This window comes from Rhizobium sp. G21 (assembly GCF_014158035.1).
Classification (GTDB): Bacteria; Pseudomonadota; Alphaproteobacteria; order Rhizobiales; family Rhizobiaceae; genus Rhizobium_E.
The window spans coordinates 3,009,266-3,031,364 of the sequence record NZ_JACFXW010000001.1; the positions used below are offsets into that span (position 1 = coordinate 3,009,266).

At 63.5% G+C, this 22,099-nt stretch carries 18 protein-coding genes and 2 pseudogenes; 14 read left to right on the forward strand and 6 right to left on the reverse strand.

Annotated elements, in window-relative coordinates; translation table 11 throughout:
- Nucleotides 1-51: 51 nt before the first annotated feature.
- From H2O14_RS15170 to H2O14_RS15205, 9 genes and pseudogenes are all read left to right on the forward strand, one after another.
- A complete protein-coding gene (locus tag H2O14_RS15170; RefSeq protein WP_182828307.1) occupies nt 52-417 on the forward strand; it encodes a response regulator in 366 nt (121 codons plus the stop codon).
- Between the two features lie 277 nt (nt 418-694).
- Nucleotides 695-1,772 (forward strand): annotated as a pseudogene (locus H2O14_RS15175) (transporter substrate-binding protein).
- Nucleotides 1,769-2,158 carry a hypothetical protein gene (locus H2O14_RS15180; RefSeq protein ID WP_246697402.1) on the forward strand — a complete coding sequence of 130 codons (390 nt, stop codon included), beginning with the start codon at nt 1,769-1,771 and terminating at the stop codon, nt 2,156-2,158. The pseudogene H2O14_RS15175 and the gene H2O14_RS15180 overlap by 4 nt, the downstream one beginning before the upstream one ends.
- Nucleotides 2,116-2,352, forward strand: coding sequence for an ANTAR domain-containing protein (locus H2O14_RS27530; protein WP_312858610.1), 237 nt, complete (start codon nt 2,116-2,118; stop codon nt 2,350-2,352). Before H2O14_RS15180 ends, H2O14_RS27530 begins: the two co-directional genes overlap by 43 nt.
- Nucleotides 2,352-3,191, forward strand: a pseudogene (locus H2O14_RS15185) (ABC transporter permease); the annotation flags it as partial. The gene H2O14_RS27530 and the pseudogene H2O14_RS15185, both read left to right, overlap by 1 nt.
- Nucleotides 3,192-3,198: 7 nt before the next feature.
- On the forward strand, nt 3,199-4,119 hold the full coding sequence (locus H2O14_RS15190; protein ID WP_182828308.1) for an ABC transporter permease: 921 nt from the start codon (nt 3,199-3,201) through the stop codon (nt 4,117-4,119).
- Between the two features lie 27 nt (nt 4,120-4,146).
- The gene (locus H2O14_RS15195) at nt 4,147-5,766 is read left to right on the forward strand and encodes an ABC transporter substrate-binding protein (protein ID WP_182828309.1); all 1,620 of its coding nucleotides are present in this window, start codon (nt 4,147-4,149) and stop codon (nt 5,764-5,766) included.
- 178 nt (nt 5,767-5,944) lie between these two features.
- Entirely contained in the window at nt 5,945-6,889 is a 945-nt protein-coding gene (locus H2O14_RS15200) for an acetamidase/formamidase family protein (RefSeq protein WP_182828310.1), read from the forward strand.
- A gap of 5 nt (nt 6,890-6,894) precedes the next feature.
- The gene (locus tag H2O14_RS15205; RefSeq protein WP_182829393.1) at nt 6,895-8,577 is read left to right on the forward strand and encodes an ABC transporter ATP-binding protein; all 1,683 of its coding nucleotides are present in this window, start codon (nt 6,895-6,897) and stop codon (nt 8,575-8,577) included.
- 432 nt (nt 8,578-9,009) lie between these two features.
- Here H2O14_RS15205 and H2O14_RS15210 read toward each other — a convergent pair whose 3' ends face one another.
- Nucleotides 9,010-9,561: a helix-turn-helix transcriptional regulator gene (locus tag H2O14_RS15210; protein WP_182828311.1), complete on the reverse strand. Its 552-nt coding sequence runs from the start codon at nt 9,559-9,561 to the stop codon at nt 9,010-9,012.
- A 182-nt stretch (nt 9,562-9,743) separates the two neighbouring features.
- On the opposite strand from H2O14_RS15210, the gene H2O14_RS15215 reads away from it, so the two are divergent.
- Nucleotides 9,744-10,379: a response regulator transcription factor gene (locus tag H2O14_RS15215; RefSeq protein WP_182828312.1), complete on the forward strand. Its 636-nt coding sequence runs from the start codon at nt 9,744-9,746 to the stop codon at nt 10,377-10,379.
- Between the two features lie 111 nt (nt 10,380-10,490).
- On the forward strand, nt 10,491-10,841 hold the full coding sequence (locus H2O14_RS15220; RefSeq protein ID WP_263823747.1) for a response regulator transcription factor: 351 nt from the start codon (nt 10,491-10,493) through the stop codon (nt 10,839-10,841).
- Between the two features lie 129 nt (nt 10,842-10,970).
- On the opposite strand, the gene H2O14_RS15225 is transcribed toward H2O14_RS15220, so the two are convergent.
- The 4 genes from H2O14_RS15225 to H2O14_RS15240 all read right to left on the reverse strand — a co-directional run bounded on the left by H2O14_RS15225 (nt 10,971) and on the right by H2O14_RS15240 (nt 15,150).
- The gene (locus tag H2O14_RS15225) at nt 10,971-11,813 is read right to left on the reverse strand and encodes an alpha/beta fold hydrolase (protein ID WP_409526923.1); all 843 of its coding nucleotides are present in this window, start codon (nt 11,811-11,813) and stop codon (nt 10,971-10,973) included.
- A 345-nt stretch (nt 11,814-12,158) separates the two neighbouring features.
- A complete protein-coding gene (locus H2O14_RS15230) occupies nt 12,159-14,036 on the reverse strand; it encodes an amidohydrolase (RefSeq protein WP_182828314.1) in 1,878 nt (625 codons plus the stop codon).
- 49 nt (nt 14,037-14,085) lie between these two features.
- Nucleotides 14,086-14,343 (reverse strand): DUF1427 family protein, encoded by a 258-nt coding sequence (locus tag H2O14_RS15235; RefSeq protein WP_182828315.1) that lies wholly within the window; start codon nt 14,341-14,343, stop codon nt 14,086-14,088.
- A 150-nt stretch (nt 14,344-14,493) separates the two neighbouring features.
- The gene (locus tag H2O14_RS15240; RefSeq protein ID WP_182828316.1) at nt 14,494-15,150 is read right to left on the reverse strand and encodes a hydrolase; all 657 of its coding nucleotides are present in this window, start codon (nt 15,148-15,150) and stop codon (nt 14,494-14,496) included.
- A 325-nt stretch (nt 15,151-15,475) separates the two neighbouring features.
- On the opposite strand from H2O14_RS15240, the gene H2O14_RS15245 reads away from it, so the two are divergent.
- Genes H2O14_RS15245 through H2O14_RS15255 form a run of 3 tightly spaced genes read left to right on the forward strand, consistent with a single transcriptional unit; the run spans nt 15,476 to nt 20,537 of the window.
- Entirely contained in the window at nt 15,476-18,940 is a 3,465-nt protein-coding gene (locus H2O14_RS15245) for an ATP-binding protein (protein WP_182828317.1), read from the forward strand.
- Nucleotides 18,941-18,945: 5 nt separating this feature from the next.
- The gene (locus H2O14_RS15250; RefSeq protein WP_182828318.1) at nt 18,946-19,644 is read left to right on the forward strand and encodes a hypothetical protein; all 699 of its coding nucleotides are present in this window, start codon (nt 18,946-18,948) and stop codon (nt 19,642-19,644) included.
- Nucleotides 19,617-20,537, forward strand: coding sequence for an ATP-binding protein (locus tag H2O14_RS15255; RefSeq protein ID WP_182828319.1), 921 nt, complete (start codon nt 19,617-19,619; stop codon nt 20,535-20,537). The genes H2O14_RS15250 and H2O14_RS15255 overlap by 28 nt, the downstream gene beginning before the upstream one ends.
- 705 nt (nt 20,538-21,242) lie before the next feature.
- On the opposite strand, the gene H2O14_RS28900 is transcribed toward H2O14_RS15255, so the two are convergent.
- Nucleotides 21,243-22,043 carry a helix-turn-helix transcriptional regulator gene (locus tag H2O14_RS28900; protein WP_182828320.1) on the reverse strand — a complete coding sequence of 267 codons (801 nt, stop codon included), beginning with the start codon at nt 22,041-22,043 and terminating at the stop codon, nt 21,243-21,245.
- Nucleotides 22,044-22,099 lie beyond the last annotated feature (56 nt).

Here is a 22,099-nt window from a genome sequence, read left to right on the forward strand (position 1 = left end):
GCAGGCGCGATCGTTCCGTTATGGCGTTGCCGTCACTCAAGGGAATGAAGAATGTCCAAGAAAATTCTGACGGTCGATGATTCCGTCACCATACTCAAAATGCTTTCTCTCACGCTCACCCAGGCAGGTTTCGAGGTCTCGCAGGCCGAAGACGGCGTCGCCGCGCTCGAGACGCTCAATGCCGATATCCCGGACCTCGTGGTCACCGACATCAACATGCCGCGGCTGGACGGCTTCGGCCTGATCGAGCGCATAAGGCGCGATCAGCGCTATCGGGGCATGCCCATTCTCGTCTTGACCACGGAGAGCGACGCGCAGAAGAAAGAGAAGGCGCGCAAGGCCGGGGCCACCGGCTGGATCGTCAAGCCGTTCGATCCCAGCAAGCTCGTCGACGCCATCGCCCGCGTCACCGCGTGAGCTTCGGCGCGCAGCGCGCCGTTCGTGCTTCATCGAGAATGTCCGCCGATCCGTGATCACGGGCTTGACAAGGCCCAAGTGATCGTCATTTAATCATGGCGTTCGTTTAGGCAAAGTCCTGACGATAACATGACTCTCGAAGTCGCTGGGCAATATCGCCCCCATAACGCCCCTCGGCCGAGGGACCCGCGTTATGGGGTTTTTCGTGTTTGGGGTTGTGATGCGCGAGCCGTTCAAGATTGGCGTTCTCTACTCGACCACCGGTCCCTATGGGGCGATGGGACGGGATGCGCGCGACGGCGCGGAATTCGCCTTCGACGACTATCGCAAGCGCGGCGGCGACGCCGCCGAGCTCGTCTTCTTCGATCCGCATGCCGATCTCGCCGCCTATCTCGACGGCGCGCGCAGCCTGATCCGTGATCACGGTTGCCGGCATATCGTCGGCACCATCACCTCGGCGGCGCGCAAAGAGGTCATTCCGCTGGCCGAGAAACATGACGGCCTGCTCTGGTATATGTGCCCCTATGAAGGCTTCGAGGCCAATGAGAACGTCATCTATATCGGCGGCTGCCCCAACCAGCATCTGATCCCGCTGTTCGAACATCTCGTGCCGCGCCACGGCGCCAATCCCTATCTGGTCGGCGCCAATTATGTCTGGGGCTGGGAGATGAACCGGCTGGCGCGAGAACTCGTCGCCAATGCCGGCGGCCGGGTGCTGGGCGAGCGCTATCTGCCGCTCGAAGAGACGGCGGTGGAGCGGATCATCGCCGACATCGCCGAGAAACGCCCGAGCTTCATCCTCAACAATCTCATCGGACCCTCGAGCTACCTTCCTCGCCGCCATGCGCGAACTCGGCGAAAAGGACCCGGCCTTCCTGCCGGAAAACTGCCCGGTCGCCAGCTGCGACCTGCAGGAATGCGAGCTCGAGGACATCGCCGCGGGCGCCGCGATCGGCCAGCTCTGCGCCGCCTCCTATTTCGACAGTCTGGACAGCGATGAAAACCGCGCCTTCAAAGCGCGGATGCGCGGCTGGCGTCCCCAGGAGCGGGTGGCCTCCAGCGTGTTTGCGAGCGCATATACCGCCACCAGCCTGTGCATCGCCGCGATCGAGGCGGCCCGAGCCGACGAACCCGCTCTGGTGCGCGCGGAACTGATGGCGAAAAGCTGGAAAACGCCGTTCGGCGACATGGTTTTCGATCCGGACACCAATCACGCTGCGCTGCCGTTCCATCTCGGCCGTATCAATGATCATAGTGGTTTCGATGTGATCGCCTCGCGTCCGGCGCTGGCGGCCGATCCCTATCTGACCGGCGCGAGCCGGAAGCCGGCTCCCAAATTGAGGGTGGTGTCATGATGACCAAGACGCCCAATTTCGCCGGCTGGCGCGCCATGATCCTGTCTCAGGAAGACGGCAATACCGACAAACTCACCCGCCAGCTCAAGCTGCTCGGCCTCGACGTGACGCGCCAATGGCGTCCGCTCGACGGCGCGGCGTTGCCCGATCTCGTGCTCGTCGACGCCGACCAGGGCTGGGACGAGCTTCTTCCCTGGCGAAGCGGCCGGCCGGCGCGTCCGGTCATCGCGCTTCTCGGCTCGGAAGCGCCCGGGCGCATCGCCTGGGCCATCGGCCAGGGGCAGGCGCGATCATCGCCAAGCCGGTTTCGGCGGCCGCCATCTATCCGGCCCTGGTTTTGTCCGTGTCGATTCACGAGGAGCGGCACGAGGCTGAGCGCAGAATAGCCTATCTCGAAGAACGCCTGAAGCTTCGTCCTGTCGTCTTCGCGGCGCTGGCGCGCCTCAAGGAGGAGCGCGGCTTCGACGACGACCGCGCCTATGCCGCGCTCAGGGACTGCGCCATGCGTCGCCGCATGCCCATCGAACAGATCGCCGCCTTCTTTCTCGGCGGCTCCGAACCCCTGCGCGAGGTGGGTTGATGCGCGTTCTCAAGGAAATCTTCCGCCAGCCGGCGGCGCTGTTCGGCCTCATCGTGGTGGTCGCCGTCGTGGTCCTCGCGCTCGCCGCACCCCTGATCGCGCCCTATGATCCCGACAACCAGATGTTCGACGGCCTGACGCTCGAAGGCGCGCCGATGCCGCCGGGCGGTCCGTTCCTGCTCGGCACCGATACGCTCGGCCGCGACTTGTTCTCCCGGCTGCTCTATGGCGCGCGGACCTCGCTGGTCATCGGCCTGGTCGCCAATGGCGTCGCCGTCTGCATCGGGCTTCTGGTCGGGGTCATAGCCGGCTATCTGCGCGGGCTCGCCGGCAATCTGCTCATGCGCTTCACCGATCTGATGATGGCCTTCCCGGCGCTGTTGCTCGCCATCGTGCTTGCCGCGCTTCTCAAACCCAGCCTGTGGATCGTCGCCATGGTCATTGCGCTGGTCAACTGGGTGCAGGTGGCGCGCATCGTCTATACCGAGACGCGCGGACTGGTGGAGCGGGATTTCATCATGGCGGAACGCGCGTTGGGCGCCGGCCATGGCCGGATTCTCTTCCTGCATATCCTGCCGCATCTCGCGCCCACGGCGATCGTCTGGGGAACGCTGGGCATCGCCACCACCGTTCTGCTCGAAGCGACCCTGTCCTTCCTCGGCATCGGCGTGCAGCCGCCGCAACCGTCCTGGGGCAATATCATCTTCGAAAGCCAGAGCTATTTCCAGGCCGCGCCCTGGCTGGTCTTCTTCCCCGGCGCAGTGATCCTGTTGACGGCGCTCGCCTTCAACCTCGTCGGCGACGCGCTGCGCGACATTCTCGATCCGACCCAACGGGGAGAGGCTGATGCTGAGCGTCTTCGCCAAGCGGCTGATCCAGTCCGCCGCCATCCTGTTCGGCGTCGCCGCCATCACCTTCGTGCTGCTCTATGCGCTGCCGGCAGATCCCGCTCGCATGATCGCCGGCCGCAGCGCCACCGCGCAGACGGTCGCCAATATCCGCCACGAGCTCGGCCTCGATCAGCCGCTGCTGTTGCAATTCGTCCATTACGTCACGGGCCTGATCCAGGGCGATCTCGGCCGCTCCTATGCGCAGAAGACCGAGGTGATTACGCTGATCATGGCCCGATTGCCCGCGACGCTGACGCTGATGGCCGCCGGCATCTTCGTCGAGGTGCTTTTCGGCACGGCGCTCGGCGCGCTGGCGGCGCTCAATCGCGGCGGGCTTATTGATCGTCTGGTGATGATGTCGGCTTTCGTCGGCGTCTCGGCGCCGCAATTCGTCGTGGCGCTGTTGCTGCTTTATGTATTTGCCGCCACGCTCGGCTGGTTTCCGATGAGCGGCTACGGCACATTTGCCCATGTCGTGCTGCCGGCCATGACGCTCGGCCTGCTCGGCGCTGGCTGGTATGCCCGCATGGTGCGGTCGGCAATGATCGACGTGCTCAATCAGGATTATATCCGCACCGCCCGCGCCAAGGGTCTCTCTGCGCGGCGCGTGGTGTTGCGCCATGCGCTGCCCAACGCCGTGCTGCCGATCATCGCCATGATCGGCATCGATATCGGCCAGTTCATGGGCGGCGTGGTGGTCGTGGAGGCGGTTTATGGCTGGCCGGGCATCGGCCAGCTCGCCTGGCAGGCGATCCAGCAGGTCGATATTCCCATCATTATGGGCGTCACCCTGACTTCGGCGCTCGCCATCATCATCGGCAATCTCATCGCCGACCTCATCGCGCCGGTCATCGATCCGCGCATCCGTTCACACTGAAGCTCAGGAAAAAGGGGAACACAAGACATGTTCAGAAACTGGCTACTCGGAACGACCGCCGCCGCCGTCATGGCGCTCTCGCCCTTCGTGGCGCAGGCGCAGGACACGCCGGCCCAAGGCGGCGACATCGTCGTCACCTATAAGGACGACATCACCACGCTCGATCCGGCCATCGGCTATGACTGGGTCAACTGGTCACTGATCAAGAGCCTCTATTCGCGGCTGATGGATTACGAGCCTGGCACCGCGAACCTCAAGCCGTCGCTGGCCGAAAGCTTCGAGGTCGCGCCGGATGGCCTGACCTACACGTTCAAGCTCCGCAAGGGCGTGAAATTCTCCAACGGCCGCGAAGTCGTGGCCGCTGACGTGAAATATTCGATCGAGCGCGCCGTCAATCCGAAGACGCAGGGTCCCGGCGCCGGCTTCTTCGGCGCGATCAAGGGCTTCGACGAGTTGACCGGCGGCAAGAGCGAGATGCTTTCGGGCATCGAGACGCCCGACGCCTCGACCGTCGTCTTCCATCTGTCGCGTCCCGACGCCACATTCCTGCATGTGCTGGCGATCAACTTCGCCTCGATCGTGCCGAAGGAAGCCGTCGAGGCCGCCGCCGGCGATTTCGGCAAGAAGCCTGTCGGCTCCGGTCCCTTTGTGCTGAAAGACTGGACGATCGGCCAAAAGCTCGAATTCGACCGCAATCCCGACTACTTCGTCAAGGACGTGCCGCATGTCGACAAGGTGACCGTCGAAGTCGGTCAGGAGCCGCTGGTGGCGCTTCTGCGTCTGCAGAAGGGTGAGGTCGACATCGCCGGCGACGGCATTCCGCCGGCCAAGTTCCTGGAAATCAAGAACTCGCCCGAAGGCAAGCAGATGATCGTCGACGGCGAGCAGCTGCACACCGGCTACATCACGCTCAACACCAAGGTGAAACCGTTCGACGACGTCAAGGTGCGCCAGGCGGTCAACATGGCCGTCAACAAGGAGCGCATCACCCGCATCCTCAACGGCCGCGCGACTCCCGCCAACCAGCCGCTGCCGCCGTTGATGCCGGGTTACGACAAGAGCTTCACCGGCTATGCCTATGACGTCGAAAAGGCCAAGACGCTGCTCGCCGAAGCCGGCTATCCCGACGGCTTCGAAACCGTGCTCTTCTCGACCAACACCGATCCGCAGCCGCGCATCGCCCAGGCGATCCAGCAGGATCTCGCCGCCATCGGTGTCAAGGCGGAAGTCCGTGCGCTGGCCCAGGGCAATGTCATCGCCGCCGGCGGCACGGAAGGCGAAGCGCCGATGATCTGGTCGGGCGGCATGGCCTGGATCGCCGACTTCCCGGATCCGTCCAACTTCTACGGTCCGATCCTCGGCTGCGCCGGCGCGGTCCAGGGCGGCTGGAACTGGTCGTGGTATTGCAACAAGGACCTCGACAAGCGCGCGGTGGACGCCGACTCGATGTCCGATCCGGCCAAGGTCGCCGAGCGTCAGCAGGCCTGGGGCAAGATCTTCACCGACATCATGGCCGACGCCCCCTGGGTGCCGGTCATCAACGAACGCCGCGTCGTCGCCAAGTCCATGCGCATGGGCGGCGCCGACAACATCTACATCGACCCCACCCGCGTCATCAATTACGACGCGATCTATGTGAAGCCCTGAGACGGGTCTTAGGCTGCCCCTCATCCGGCTGCCGCCCACCTTCTCCCCGTATATGCGGGGAGAAGGGAGATGGAGCGCCGTCCTTGCCGCATCCGCCTTCTCCTTGTTTTACGGGGAGAAGGTCCCGGCAGGGGGATGAGGGGCAGTCTTCCAAAAATCAATCCTCGGAGGACACCCCATGTGCGTCGCTTGCACCCACACCATCCACCGCGCCCAGCATAATTTCGGCTGGAACAAGGATTTCCCGCCGGCGCTGACCGCCAAGCCCGGCGAGACGATCCTGTTCGAATGCATGGATTCGTCCGGCGGCCAGATCGGCCGGGATGCCACCCTCGACACGCTCGCGACGCTCGATTTCGGCAAGATCAATCCGGTCTCCGGCCCCGTCTATGTTGAGGGCGCCGAGCCCGGCGACGCGCTGAAAGTCACCATCCGCAAATTTCATCCCTGCGGCTATGGCTGGACCGCCAACATTCCCGGCTTCGGCCTGCTCGCCGACCAGTTCAAGGATCCGGCGCTGCATGTCTGGTCCTATGACCAGAACACGATGGCGCCCTCGGCCTTCGGGCCCGGCGGTCGCGTGCCGCTCAAGCCGTTCACGGGCACGATCGGCGTCGCCCCGGCGGAGGCTGGCCTTCATTCGGTCGTGCCGCCCCGCCGGGTCGGCGGCAATATGGACATCCGCGATCTCACCGCCGGCGTGACGCTCTATCTGCCGGTCGAGGTCGAGGGCGCGCTGTTCTCGGTCGGCGACACCCATGCCGCACAGGGCGATGGCGAAGTCTGCGGCACCGCGATCGAAAGCCAGATGAATGTCGAACTGACGCTCGATCTCGTCAAGGGCGCCAATCTCAAGACGCCGCGCTTCACCACCACCGAACCCGTGACCCGCCATCTCGACGGCGCGGGCTATGAGGTGACGACCGGCATCGGCCCGGACCTGATGACCGGCGCACGCGAAGCGGTGATGCGGATGATCGATCTGCTGACCGCCGAGCACGGCTACAGCGCCGTCGACGCCTATATGCTCTGCTCCGTCTGCGGCGATCTGCGCATCAGCGAAATCGTCGACATGCCCAACTGGGTCGTGTCCTTCTACTTCCCGAGGATCGTGCTCGCGTGACGCCAATGACTTCGCCCGCCCCCGTTCTTTCCGTCCGCAATCTCACGGTCGACGCCCGCACGCCCGAAGGCCTGAAGCGCATTCTCGACGATGTCAGCTTCGACCTTCAGCCGGGCGAAACGCTGTGTCTGGCGGGCGAATCCGGGTCGGGCAAGTCGGTGACTTCTCTCGCCATCATGGGGCTATTGCCCAAGGCGTCGCTCAAAGTCGCCTCGGGCCAGATCCTGCTGTCGGGCCGCGATCTGCTCGGCCTCTCCCACCGCGCGCTCCGGCAAGTGCGCGGCGGCGAGGCGGCGATGATCTTCCAGGAGCCGATGACGTCGCTCAACCCGGTGATGACTATCGGCGCCCAGCTCGAAGAGGCGATCCGCGAGCATCAGAAAGACGCCGCCGAAAGCGCTTCCTCAATCGCCCGCTCCATGCTGGAAGCGGTGCATATGACCAAGCCCGCCGAGCGGCTCGCGCAATATCCGCATGAACTCTCGGGCGGCATGCGTCAGCGCGTGATGATCGCCATGGCGCTGTCCTGCCGCCCCAAACTGCTGATCGCCGACGAGCCGACCACGGCGCTCGACGTGACCGTGCAGGCGCAGATCCTCACGTTGATGCGCGAGCTCCGGCGCGAATTCAACACCTCGATCCTGATGATCACCCATGACATGGGCGTGGTGGCCGAAATGGCCGATCGCGTCGCCATCATGCAACGCGGCCGGATCGTCGAGCAGGGCGATGCGCTCGACATCTTCGACCGCCCGCGCGAAAACTATACGCAGGAATTGCTGGCCGCCGTGCCCCGTCTCGGCGCCCATGCCGGCACGGATGCGCCGCCGCGCGTCACCGACGTCGCTCTGCCGCCCAAAGCGGCTGCGCCCGTGCTCGAAGTCCGCGATCTCTCGATCACCTATGATGCAAAGGCGGGCTGGTTCGGCAAGGGCAAGGCCAATGCGCCGACGGTGGACAAGATCAGTTTCTCGATCGAGCCCGGTCAGACGCTCGGGCTGGTCGGCGAAAGCGGTTCGGGCAAATCCACGACCGGCAAGGCGGTGCTCGGCCTCATCCCCTTTACCGGCAGCGTGAAGCTGGCCGGCGAGGAGATCTCCGGCCTGTCGCCTGCGGCGCTCCGGCCGCTGCGCCGCGCCGCGCAGATGATCTTCCAGGACCCCTACGCCTCGCTCGATCCGCGCATGAGCGTCGGGGCCGCGATCGCCGAACCTCTTGTGATCCACGACATCGGCGACGCTAGCGAACGCCGCGACCGGGTCGCGGCGCTTTTGAAGCGCGTCGGCCTGACGCCGGACGCCGCCAGCCGCTATCCGCATGAATTTTCCGGCGGCCAGCGCCAGCGTATCTGCATCGCCCGCGCGCTCGCGCTCAAGCCGAAACTCATCGTCGCGGACGAAAGCGTCGCCGCGCTCGATGTCTCCGTCCGCGCCCGTGTGCTCGATCTCATGCTGGAGCTCCAGGAGCAGATGGGGCTCGCCTATCTGTTCATCTCACACGACATGGCGGTGATCGAAAAGATGTCGCACCACGTCGCGGTGATGCGCGGCGGCAAGATCGTCGAAATGGGCGCGCGCCGCGCGGTGTTCGAGAATCCGCGCGACGACTATACCCGCGGCCTTATGGCGGCCGTGCCGATCCCGGATCCGAAGCTGTATCGCAGCGCGCCGGCGGCAAAAGTCGGCTGATGCGCAGCGAGATCGGCGGGAGAGGGCTGCTGCCGGTCTCGTTCATGTCCGGGAGCCCTGGCCGAGCCGGTCAGGACAGCTTCCGACGGCGTGGCCGGATGATCCTCTTCTCGAAGGTCGCCATTCCGCAAGCCGCCGCGTCATAGAACCGGACGGCCGCCGTTTTTCGTCCGGCAATGGTGACCATGGCAGAGCTGGATGGGTCTCACGATATGATCCGGCCGCACGGGGTCGCCGGCTCGGGAAAGTTGGCATGGAGGAGCCCTGAAACGGCGCCGGTTCCCGGCAATCCGCTTCCTGCTCGGCCGGAAGGAAGGACCAGAGCTCATGCGCGCTTTCTATCCTCTCGTGGGGGGACTGCCCGACTATCGCGTCGTCGCACGCAGAGCCGCGTGCAGCAGGACAACCAAACGGGCAAGGCGGACACCGTCTTCAGGCGATCCACCCGTTGCGCCGCCAGGCGGCCGGGGTCTGGCCCGTGACGCGCCGAAAGACGCGGCAGAGATGCGATTGGTCGGCGAAGCCGCAATCGAGCGCAATTTCGCATAGGGGCGTGTCGGTGGTCAGCATCAACTGCTTGGCATGATCGATGCGCCGCCGGCAGATATAGTCGTGCGGAGATGTTCCGAAGCTGGCGCGAAAGGCGGCGGAGAAATAGCTGGTGCTCAGGCGCGTGATCTGGGCCAGGTCGTCGATATTGATGCGTCCTGTAAGCTCTTCGTCGATGTGCCGCCTGACTCGACTGACCTGCCAGGGAGCCAACCCGCCGCGCATCGAGCGCGCTGGGTTTGCGGGCAAGTCAGGGCTGGCGACGAGCGCGGACGCTTTCCGGATAAGGTCGATCGCGGTGTCGTCGTTCTGCTCCACGAGGGACATCACATGCGCGAGCAGGCGGGTGAGATGGTTGTGTTGCGAGGCCGGCGAAGCGGCGCCGCCCGGCGCGCGGTGAAGGCTGTCGTCGATCTGAAACTGAAGTGCTGACATAACGATCCCCATTCGCTTTGATGTATGGGACGATCTTCGTGCGAACAGCGCTTCAAGAAAATTGTACGGGAATTGATCGGCGTCAGACTGCAGTGCTAGCTTCGCATACCTGTGTATAGTTGCGGCGGCCTCGGCGCCGGTTTTAAACAGGCTAAATACTCATTAGCCGTGGAAGGCGAAGGATGTCCGTGAGCCCCCTCGTTCTGGTCGTCGATGACGAGCAGCTCGTCCGCAGTTCCGTCGATAGCCTGCTGCGCTCGGTCGGCTACCGGGTGAAGTGCTATGCCGCCCCGCTTGACCTCTGCCGCGATGTGCAAAGCCTGGAAGACGCCGATTGCCTGATCCTCGACGTTCGCCTTCCCTTCACCAGCGGCCTCGATTTCCAGCAGAAACTTTCGGAGATGGGCGTCGAAATCCCGATCGTCTTCGTAACCGGCCATGGCGACATCCCGATGTCGGTCAGGGCGATGAAGGCCGGGGCCGCAGACTTCCTGCCGAAACCCTTCAGGGATCAGGACATGCTCGACGCCGTCGCCGCCGCCTGCCTGACTCGGGCTGCGGCCAAGGGCGAGGCCAAGCTCGAGGCGGAACTGAAGGAGCGATTTTTCTCGCTCACCCCGCGGGAGCGCCAGATCATGGAAATGGCGACAAGCGGCCTGATGAACAAGCAGATTGCCGGTGAGCTCGATCTGAGCGAGATCACCGTCAAGATCCATCGCGGCAAGATCATGCGCAAGATGATGGCCAAAACCTTCGCCGATCTGGTGAAAATGTCGGAGGCCATCGCGCGAAACCAGAGTGCGCCCGCAGGGCGATAAACTCAGGTATAATCGATAAAGTTATAAAACCGTTATATCAAGGCATGCGAGGTAAACCCGGTTTCGGCCGGAGATTGGCAGATCAAGGTGCATGCTTCCAGGCTGATTTCAGTGATCGACGACGAGGTCGAAGTGCTTCGCGCAACAAGCAGCCTCCTGCGATCCTGCGGCTTCGACGTCGCGACCTTCTCTTCCGCCGAGGATTTCCTCCATTCGACGAGCAATGGTCGCTCAGCCTGTCTGATTTCGGATGTGCAAATGCCGGGAATGACCGGCGTCGAGCTTTTCGTAGCCTTGCGCGAACGCCATGACCCCGTGCCGGTCATCTTCATTACGGCCTTTGCCGAAGGCCCCGTCCGTCAGCAGATCGAGGCGCCCGTCTGCGTGCTTCAAAAACCTTATCAGGCGGAAGCTCTGATCGCCTGCATCGAAAAAGCGATCAGCATTCAATCCGAGACCTGAGGACGTGCGGGCGCGTCCCGACGCGGTTGCGCCATCCGTCGCGACGGAAAGCCCCGCTACGGAGCACCCGGGGCGCAGACAAGCAAAGGCCGCCGCGGGTGAGGCGGCGGCCCGTTTGAAGGATCGATCTCAGCTCTTGACGAAGGCCAGAAGGTCCGGATTGATGACGTCGGCATTGACGGTCAGCATGCCGTGCGAGAAGCCCTTATAGACCTTGAGCGTGCCGTTCTTGAGCAACTTGACCGAGATCTCGGCGGAAGCTGCGATCGGAACGATCTGGTCGTCGTCGCCATGCATCACCAGCGTCGGCACGGAGATGTTCTTGAGGTCTTCTGTCTGGTCGGTTTCCGAGAAGGCCTTGATGCCGTCGTAATGGGCCTTGGCGCCGCCCATCATGCCCTGGCGCCACCAATTCTGGATCACGCCTTCATGCACGGTCGCGCCGTCGCGATTGAAGCCGTAGAACGGGCCTGCCGGCACGTCGCGGAAGAACTGCGCCCGGTTGGCGGCAAGGGCGGCGCGGAAACCGTCGAATACTTCGATCGGCAAGCCGCCCGGATAGGCTTCGGTCTTCACCATGATCGGCGGGATGGCGGCGACCAGGACGGCTTTCGCGACACGGCCCTGAGGTTCGCCGAAGTTGGCGACATAGCGGGCCACTTCGCCGCCGCCGGTGGAATGGCCGATGTGAACAGCGTTGCGCAGGTCGAGCTTTTCGAAAACGGCCGAGGCGTCGGCGGCGTAGTGGTCGAGATCGTGACCCTCGCTCACCTGCTGCGACCGGCCATGGCCACGGCGGTCATGGGCGACGACGCGGTAGCCGTTCAGAAGGAAGAACAGCATCTGCGCATCCCAGTCGTCGGACGAAAGAGGCCAGCCGTGATGGAAGACGATCGGCTGCGCATCCTTCGGACCCCAGTCCTTGTAGAAGATGTCGACGCCGTCCTTGGTGGTGACGAAGTTCTCGGTCATTGATATCGTTCCTTCCTGTTGAAGTGCGTTGAGGGTTTCCGAGGCAAAGACCGGGAGCGTCGTTGCCAGCGAAAGGGTGGCGCCCGCGAGCAGTGCCTGCCGCCGAGACATGAGGAATTCGTATTTCTGATCCATCGCTTGGTTCCTGCTGATTGGATGATCCGAGACTAAGGCTTGGCCGCCGCGCGCTCTTGTCGCCTCGGCCGGTTTTTTGGATGTTTGGCCGCTCGCCGTCGGGCGGCGAGAAGAAAGGCTGCGACCTGCCGAGATGCTCGGAGAAGGGATCGCTCGGGCCTTTGCGCGCCTGGCCCTGAGGCATCGCCCATCGCCGTCATCGTCTTCTTCCTACACAGCCCAGCACGAGCAGCCGAGCGCGCCGAAGAATCCCTTGAGGTCGCCGATGGGAAGGCTGGAGGTCCAGGCGCCCGCATGATCGTGGCCATGCACGCCGCAGTCCTTGGCGCAGCCGCAGGACGAGATCGCGTGGCGTCGCAGGGAGTTTCGTCCCGCCCCTTGCGGTTCACCCCAGGCGGCATAGCCGCCGAAAGCTCTCACGGGCGACCAGTCGGGCATGGCGGGAGGAATTGGCGGCGCGTCGATCCCGCTGAAGTCCCCGGCGCCATAGACGACCTTGCCGCCGACGATGGTGAGGTCGGAGGTCAGGAAGGAAATCTCGTCCTCGGAGCAGGAGAAATAGTCCTTGCTCGGTACGATCAGGTCGGCGAACTGTCCAGCCTCGATCCGACCCTTGCGCCCTTCTTCATTGCTGAACCACTGGACCTTTTCGGTCCACATGCGCAGCGCCGTCTCCCGGTCCAGGCAGTTCTGCCGCGGATAGAGGTTCATGCCGCCCACGGTCTTGCCTGTGATCATCCATGCGAGCGAGACCCAGGGGTTGTAGGAGGCGACGCGGGTCGCATCGGTGCCTGCAGACACATGCACGCCGCGATCCAGCATCTTGGCGATCGGCGGCGTTGCTTCGGCGGCGCCATGGCCGTATTGCTCGACGAAGTATTCGCCCTGATAGGCCATGCGGTGCTGCACGGCGATCCCGCCGCCGAGAGCCGCAACCCGATCAATCGAGCGATCGGAAATTGTTTCCGCATGGTCGAAGAACCAGTTGATGCCGTCGAGAGGCGTGTCGCGGTCGACCTTTTCGAAGACGTCGAGCGCCCGCGAGATGGTCTCGTCATAGGTCGCATGCATGCGCCACGGCCAGCGGTTCTGCGCAAGCACGCGCACCACCTCTTCGAGATCGTCTTCCATCTCCGGCGGCATGTCCGGGCGCGGCTGGCGGAAGTCTTCGAAATCGGCGGCGGAGAAGACCAGCATCTCGCCGGCCCCGTTGTGGCGGAAGTAGTCGTTGCCCTGCTTGTAGGTGACCGACGAGGTCCAACGGAGAAAGTCTTCCTTCTCCTCCTTGGGCTTTTGCGTGAACAGATTGTAGGCGAGCCTGACAGTCAGCAGACCCTCGTCCGCCAGCTTCTGGATGACGGCGTAGTCGTCCGGATAGTTCTGGAACCCGCCGCCGGCGTCGATGACGGCGGTAACCCCGAGACGGTTGAGCTCACGCATGAAGTGGCGCGTCGAATTCACCTGATAGTCGAAGGGAAGCTTCGGCCCCTTGGCCAGCGTGGCGTAGAGAAGGCCGGCATTGGGTTTGGCGAGCAGCAGCCCGGTCGGATTGCCGGCGGCGTCTCGCGTGATCTCGCCGCCCGGGGGATCTTTCGTCTCCTTGGTGTAGCCGACGGCGCGCAAGGCGGCGGCGTTGAGGAGGGCGCGGTCGTAGAGATGCAGCAGGAAGACGGGCGTGTCGGGCGCGATCGCATTGATTTCGTCGATTGTCGGCAAGCGCTTCTCGACGAACTGATGCTCGGTGAAACCGCCGATCACCCGCACCCATTGGGGAGCCGGCGTCACCGCCACCTGGCGCCGCAGCATGTCCATCGCATCGGCAAGCGAGCGAATCCCGTCCCAGCGCAGTTCCATGTTGAAGTTGAGCCCGCCGCGAACGACATGGGTGTGATTGTCGTTGAGTCCAGGCAAAACGCGTTTGCCGCGCAAATCGACGGTCTTCGTCTGCGGCCCGGCATGTCTCATGATCTCGGCGTCGGCGCCAACGGCGAGAAACTTGCCGTCCTTGATCGCAATCGCCGTTGCCGACGGGTTGGAGCGGTCGAGCGTGGTCACGAGTCCGTGGTAGAGGATGAGGTCGGCATCCATCACAATATTCCTTTCGACATGGGAGGGCATCGGGGCTCGAGCTGAAAGCTCAGCCCGCCCGGTCCTGCGGCCTGCGGGTCTCGCCGAGGTCCGTCGTGGTCCGTGCTTCGGGTTGCTTCGGGAGCAATGAGGTGATCGGTTGCCGGACGAGAGCGCCTCTGGCGAGCGGCACGATCTGTTCGCCGATCAGGATGCCGAGAAGGCCGACCAGCGCGATGACCGGCGGGGCAGGGGAGCGCACGTTGAGCACGCCGTAGATCACGCCGACGAGCAGGCCTGCTGCGAGTGAGATGAGGTAGAGTTTCATCACCGTTTCCTTTCGGCGTAAGATCGACTGCATGTCGTGGAGTTGTCGGCGCATGGTCCACCTACGCCTGGCGCGGGAGGGGAGCCGCGCCAGGCGTGGTTGGTCGTTCCGGTTGGGAGGCGGGACGCGGAACGACAGGCGGTGACCGCGTCAGTGACCTTCGGCCGCGTTGAACATCGTCTTGGCGTAGGTCACGCCGAGGCCGTAGGCGCCGCCGAGTTTCTTCGCGATGCCGGTCGTCGCCTCATAGGTCTCCGCGCGCGCCCAGTCGCGCTGCAATTCGAGCAGATACTGGAGCGAGGTCATCGGCTGGGCGCCGGCCTGCACCATGCGATCCATGGCGCGGTCATGCGCTTCCGCGCTCACGTCGCCGCAGGCGTCGGCGATGACATAGACGTCGAAACCCTGGTCGAGCGCCGAAAGGGCGGGGCCGACGATGCACACGCTCGTCCAGAGGCCACAAAGCACGATCCGCTTCTTGGCGATGCGGTTGACATCGGCGATGACGGCCGCGTCTTCCCAGGTGTTCATAGACGTGCGGTCCAGCATCGGCCGACCGGGGAAAGCGCTCGTGATCTCGTCGAACATCGGGCCGGAGAAGCTCTTTTCGGCGACCGTGGTCAGGATGGTCGAGACGTCGAAGGTCTTGGCGGCATTGGCGACGAGCGCGGCATTGGTGCGCAGGTTGACGGCATCGATGCTCTTCGTGGCAAAGGCCATCTGGGACTGAAAGTCGATCATGATCAGCGTGTGATCGGCTGCGGTCAGGAGGCGGGCGCCGGGAGCGGCTTTGGCTTCAATGGTCATTTTTCGTGTCCTCGGTGCTTGAGAGAAGCTTTGACGAGGAGAGAATGCCAGCGGAAGCCGAGCGTCTCTTGTCGGTTACTCGGCCGTTTTGGACGTTTCGTCGATCTTGGCGAGCGACCGGAGCCGCGAGGGTCGCTCGTTCGTTGAGAGCGATGTCGCGACGACGCCTCCGGGCCCTTCCGCGAGATCATGGCGGAGAACCAGATCTGACAAAAACTAACTGTTTCTGTTCGAAGTGCTGGCTGTTATTTGGGATGGTCGATAGACAGAATACGGGATCCAACTGCTCCTCTGACAAGAGGAGTTTTGATATTCGGAGATCGAGGTGCCATCAACTGCGGCAGTGCAAGCGCTTGACGAAACCTGGCTGCAAGCCTGCAGCCGTGTAACCGTCTGGCAGTCCTTGTCGGTCAATTTGTATCGCCTCTCCCAAGGTTCCTCCGCTTGGGATGCGCTCAGCCTGCCTTACGCCAGAGACGGAGCGCGGTCGTCGCAGGCCGATGGCCCCCTGCGTCGCTACGCCAATTCGGATGCGTGGCTCGACGCACCGGTGGCCATACTGGAGGAGGCCGAGCATCGCCTGCTGGTGTTCGACAGCGCGAGCATCGGTCTCGAGCTTCAGTCGCCTTCGCGCGCGCCCCTGGCCGAGTTTTTACCCTTGGCGCTTTCGATGGTCCGAACGCTCGCGGCTGCGCATGCCGACGGCGCGGCGCTGGGGTCGCTGCATCCCATCGACTTTGCCATCGATGGCCATGGCGACCTTCGGTTGAGGGCGGCGTCGACGACTGCGTCCGGGCAGCCGCTCGGCGTCATCAATGACATCATCTATCGCGCACCCGAGCAATTGAGGCCCGTAGCCCCGCAATACGACAGTCGCAGCGACCTTTATGCGCTCGGCATGATCCTGTTCAGGCATCTGACCGGGATCTTTCCGCTGGCGGCCAACTCCCCGGTGGAATGGCGCCATGCCCATCTTGCGCTTGCGCCGATGGACGCCAGCGGCATGTTCCCGGACCTGCCGCCGGTGATCGGGCAGATCCTCAAGCGTCTGCTCGCCAAGGAGCCGACCGCTCGATACCAGACGGCCCTCGCGCTGGAGGTCGATCTTTCGCGCTGCGAACAGGAATGGCGCGAAAACCGAGCCATCGGCGATTTCGAGATCGGTCGCGTCGACACACCCTTCGCGCAGCTCGGAACCTCGACGCTTTTCGGCCGTGGCGAGGAGGAAGAGATCCTCGCCAACGTGCTCGAGCGTTTTCTGGATCACGGCAAGCCGTCGATGATCTCGGTGCACGGCCAGCCCGGCGTCGGCAAGTCCAGCCTCATCCAGAGCCTCGGAAAAGGGGCCGCCGAACAGGCGCTGTTCCTTCAAGGCAAAAGCGACCAGCATCAGTCGGAATTGCCCTATGCCCCGATCGTGCAGGCGATCAGCGGCTTCATCGACGCGGCGATGCGCGCCGACCATTCGACGCTGGCGTCGCTCCGCAAGGCTCTTGCTCGCGAGTTGCAGGGCAACGCCGCGCTGCTCGTTGACCTCCTGCCTTCCATGGAAATTCTCACCGGTCCGCAGTCGATGCGAACGGAGCCAACCGGTCCACTGGTCCAGCTTCGCCTGCAGCGGGCGTTGCGCACGGTTCTGTCGGTCGCTGCAGCGACCATCAGGCCACTCGTCCTGTTTCTCGATGACATACAATGGGCCGATGAAGCCACCCGCTCGTTCCTTTCGGCGCTCATAAGCGAGCCGGTCACGGGGCTGCTCCTGGTCGTTGCCCGGCGCGACCAGTCCGGAGAGGCGCAAGCCTTGTCGGAACGGCTCCTGGCGGATGCTCGCATGTCCATGGCCGAACTGGCCGAGCTCTATTTGCGCCCGCTCTCCCTTCAATCCACCCGCCAGATGCTCGAAACGATCTTCTCGGACGCCCCGGACGGTCTCGCGGATCTCGCCGAAACCTTGCACCAGAAGACAGGGGGAAATCCATTCTACCTGCGAAGGCTGCTGCAGGCTCTGGTGCAGGACGGCGTCGTCTATTTCTCCTCTGGTCGGAGGGCATGGCGTTGCCGGGTCGAAGACGTGGCGCGCTATCCCGCAAGCGAGAACATCATCTCCTTCGTCACCGACCGTCTCGAAAAGGAGGGGGCCGAAGCGCTTCGGCTGTTGCAGACGATGGCCTGCATCGGCCCCGAAGCGGAAAAGACCGTTCTCGCCAGCGCCCTCGGCCTGTCTGCCGAAAGCCTGGCCCAGCTCGCCGCACCTTTGGCGCGTTCCGGATTCGTCGTCCCGTCGCCGGCGAAACTGAGTTTCGCCCATGATCGCATCCAGGAGGCGGCCTATTCGCTGCTCGATGCGGAAGAACGGCGCGCGCGCCATCTGCATCTGGTCGATGTGATGATGTCGCTGTCGGACGGCCCGACGAACGCCTCGGCCTTTGCCATGGCCAATCAGATCGAGCAATGTAGAGACGAACATCTGCCGATCGAAAAGCGTAAGCTGTTCATCGGGGCGCTTCTGGCTGCGCTTGGCCACGCAAGGCGGTCGGCAGCCTTTGGTCAGGCGGTCCGCTACGGCGAGACCGCCGTCAGCCTGATCCAGGAAGATCTCTGGGAAGACGACTACGCGCTGGCGTTCCGGGCGCATATTCTGTTGTGCGAGGCGTTGCTGGGCGCGGCCTCGCTTGAAGCAGCCGAAACCCGGCTCAAGGAACTCCTTCCATATGCGAGATCCGCTCTGGACAGGAGCGACGTCTTCCGTCTCCGCGCAAACCTGCTCACGCTGAAATCCGACTACGAAGGCTCGATCGACGAGGCGTTGCTGGGTCTCGACGAGCTCGGCGTCAAACTCGCGCGCGGCTCTAGCGACGACGAGCAGGACGAGGCCTACCGAGCCATCCGGCAGCGGTTGGACGGGCGACGGATTTCCGATCTCGAACATGTGCCCGTCATGGAAGATCGGCGTATTCGAGCCGCCATGTCGCTGCTCGCGCCGCTCATCTCGTCGGTCTTCACGACGGACGGCCTGCGCTTTCTGCACCTCGCCAAGATGGTGGAGCTCACTCTCGATCATGGGGCAAGTCCCGAATCCACGCACGGCCTCGCCTGGTTCGGCGCGATCATCTCCGACAAATACGACGCCTATGCCGATGGTCTCGACTTCTGCCTCGCGGCCCGTGCGCTCGTCGACAAACACGGCTTCGAGGAGCATCGGACCTCGGTCCTGCTGGCGGTGGATCAGGTCGCGCCCTGGACCCGGTCTCTGCCTTACGCCCTCGAACGCGTCCGCGAAGCCCTCGATGCGGCCCATGCGGCCGGCGATGTCGGCTGGATGTGCTATGCGCGCAACCACCTCGTTTCCGATCTCATCGCCATGGGAGACGAAATTCCCAACATCCGGCGCGAGGCGGAAGAGTCGATCGCTGTCACCCGGCGCTTCGGTTACACGGACATCGAGCATATCCTGGCGGCTCAACTCCGCCTGGTCGTCGACCTGGCCGAGGGGGCGCCTGCGGCGAGCCTCGCACAGACCGCGCCCGTTGTGTCGCCGACGACGGCGTTCTGGGTTTCGTTCTATGACGGGACCTCGCTCTACTATAACGGCGCCACGCAGCGGCGGTCGAGAAACTCCTCGCAGCCGACGCCCTCGGCATCTTCCTGCTGGCCCATGTCGACACCGGCTTCTGCAAATTCTATCTCGGCCTGGCCCTGGCCGCCCTGGAGCGAGGCGGGGAGACGCAGAGCCGGGAGGACGCGAGGCTTGGTGAGGTCCGCGCCCGCCTCGCGCTTTGGGCGGACCTGAACCCGTTGAATTTCGCCGACAAGCTGCTGCTCCTCGATGCCGAGATTGCCCGCAGGAACCGGAATTTCGCCGAGGCTCTTGTCCTCTATGAAAAAGCCGCCGCCGCGGCCAGGTCCTCCCGCTTCGAGCACGAGCATGCGCTGGCGCTCGAGCGCGCCGGAGCCTGCTGCCTGGAGATGGGCAATCGGATCGGCGCCAACGCCTATCTGTCACTTGCCTCGGCAGCGTATGAGCGCTGGGGCGCCGCTTACAAGGCGAGACGCATCGTGACGTCAACGACGCCGGATGCGACCCGGCGCGCGTCTTCCGGGGCCGCCCTGGCCTCCGCCGGCGGCGACCTCGACACCGTCCTCGGAACCTCGCTCGCGTTGTCGGAGGAGATTGTCCTCGATCGGGTGATCGAGACCCTGATGACCCGAATGCTGGTCCACGCAGGCGCCAATCGCGGGCTGCTGCTGAAGATCGGCGATGGCGGGCTGGAGGCGGAGGCGTCCGCCTGGACCGAGGGCGACTGCGTCCGCGTCAGCGTCGCCGATCCGGATCGCTATGGCCTGCGTCCACCTTATTCCGTGATCGACCGGGCGCTCCAGACCCGAACCCCTTCGTCATATCCGGGTCCGATTTCGGCGCCTGGACCGTCGACACAGAATCCGCCGCGGGCCGCTCTATCCTCTGCGTGCCGCTTTTGCGCCGCGGGGAACTGACCGGATTGCTCTGCCTTCAGAACGACTATCTCGAGGGCGTTTTCGCCGCTGACACCGTGGCGTTCCTCAAGCTCCTGGCTTCACAGGCGGCGATCTCGCTCGAAAACGCCAGGCTCTACACAAAGCTTCTGCAGGAAAACGAACTGCGCTCCCGGAGCGAGCAGGCGCTCGCAGGCGCCAGAGCCGAACTCGAAAAGAATGCGCGTCTGACCCTGCTGGGCGGTATCGCCGCCTCCGTCACGCATGAACTCGGTCAGCCCTTGTCTGCCATTGCGTCGAACGCGGGCGCCGGCCTGCGCTGGCTCGGCCGCCCCGTGCCCGACATCGCCGAGACCTTGATCGTCTTGAACGAAATCGAGGCCAGCGTTTCGCGCGCCCATGACATCATCCGCGCCCTGCGCGCTCTTTCCAAACAGGCCCCGAAAGTCGAACAGCCCGTCGACGTCGACGAAGTCATCCAGGAAGTGCTGCGTATTGCGCGCTCCGAGGTTTCGAGCCACGGCGCCGACGTTCGCCTTCACCTCGCAGCAGCAGGCGCGGTCGTTTGGGGCGACGCCACTCAGTTGAAGCAGGTGGTCTTGAATCTCCTCTACAACGGCATGGAGGCGATGAACGATCTTCCCGAACAAGAACGCAGGATCGAGATTGTCTCCAGGCGCGGCTCAACCGAGATCTCGGTGACTGTGCGGGACTTCGGCAAAGGGATCGCGCCGGAGATCGCATCACGGATCTTCGAACCGATGTTCACGACGAAAACCTCGGGCATGGGAATGGGCCTTGCGATCTGCAAGTCGATTGTTGAGGCCCATCACGGCGTCCTGACCGCCGTCGCCGAGCCCGTGGGAACCAGTTTCAGCTTCGTCATTCCATTAAACTCGCGCCTGGATGCGTAGACGCGCATCGGATGGGGAACGTATCCCGCCATTCCTGGTGGGCCGGCCGCGGAGGAGATGTCTGCTCCTATCGCCGGTTGCGTTCGGCAAATCTGACCCCACGCGCCTTCCCATCATTTGAACAAGGAAGGGTAGAAGAAAGCCGGCTGCCGGGCTCGCAGTGAGTGAAAGCGGCCGGAACGCGGGCGAGCAAATAGAAGATGTTTCGCGCGACGGACGAGAATCTCGACCTCGTGGCGCACAGCCATGACGAACAAACCTCGTATCGATCCTCGAGGTTCCACCTCGCCAGATTTCGGCTGAGCATCGCCTGGGGGCGCCAGTTCAGGGCGTCAGGTCGCAAATGACGCCAAAACGGGATCTGACACGACTGGAAAATCGAGGAATTACATGGCTTTTGATACAATTGGCTGGGGAACCTGGATTCGAACCAGGACTAACGGAGTCAGAGTCCGTGCCGCGGAATTGATTATTAGACACTATTTTCCCAAATCACCCATTTAAGGATTAAATAAAATCAATGGGTTGCGAGTGATTTGCCAAACGAAGCGCAGGGCTCGCAATCCAAAATTGGATACGCAGCTAGGTATAGGCCTTAAATTTAATTCACGAACTAGAGAAGCATTTTCAAGCCAATCGACGTCGCCATTGTCTAGCCTGGCTGGCCAGGTTCACGGATACAAGTCAAAAAAACGCATCACGTCGTCACCGTGACAGCCATTCAGAGGCTCCTTGTCTATATAGGCGAGGAGAGACGGCGGTGTGGTTGCGGAAGAAGCGGCTGAAGTGAGCGGGATCTGAAAAGCCGAGACTGCTTGCGGTGGCGCTCAGCGAATCCTGCGAGACCACCGTCAGGCGAATGGCCTGTTCGAGACGCACGACGTTCTGGAACAGGCCGGGCGACATTCCCGTGCAGGCCTTGAATTGGCGGAAGAAGTTTGCGCGGCTCATGCCGATTTCAGACACAATCGCGTCGATCTTGTCGAAATCGCCGTTGTTCTGCTGGAAGAGCTTGACCGCCTTGCGGATCCGCCAGTCGAACAGTTGAGGCCGCCCAAACCTGCTCGCGGACTCGCCGGCGCTATGGGACCTGCGAATGGTCGAGAGAACGAGTTGGGCGAGCAGGACCTCCATCTCACTGCGAGACGGGGCGCCGCCATTCAGGCAATCGACCGCGGCCATAAGGAGATGGTAAGTCTCCCGCGAAACATGGCCCGAGCTTGCCTTGAAGAAGTCGAGCGGATTGAAGTCCGCGCAGCCAATGTTCAGCGCCGCAAGCCAGTCGGATTCGATGTAGAGTGCCAGAATCTGCGTTGGAGGCTGGCCGGGCCGGAACACGAATTCATGCGGCCGCCAGGCGTCGACCAGAACCACCGACTCGTCGGTGAGCGGCGCAGGCGCGTCGTCGACAAAGAAGTGCGAGTTGGCGCCGCCGACCTTGAACAGCATGTGGCAGTGAGGATGTGCATGACGCACGAGGCAATGACCGAGTTCGACAAGCGCCACTCGACCAAAACTTCCCAACACGACACGCACGGCAGAGGTCATGAGCGCACTATACA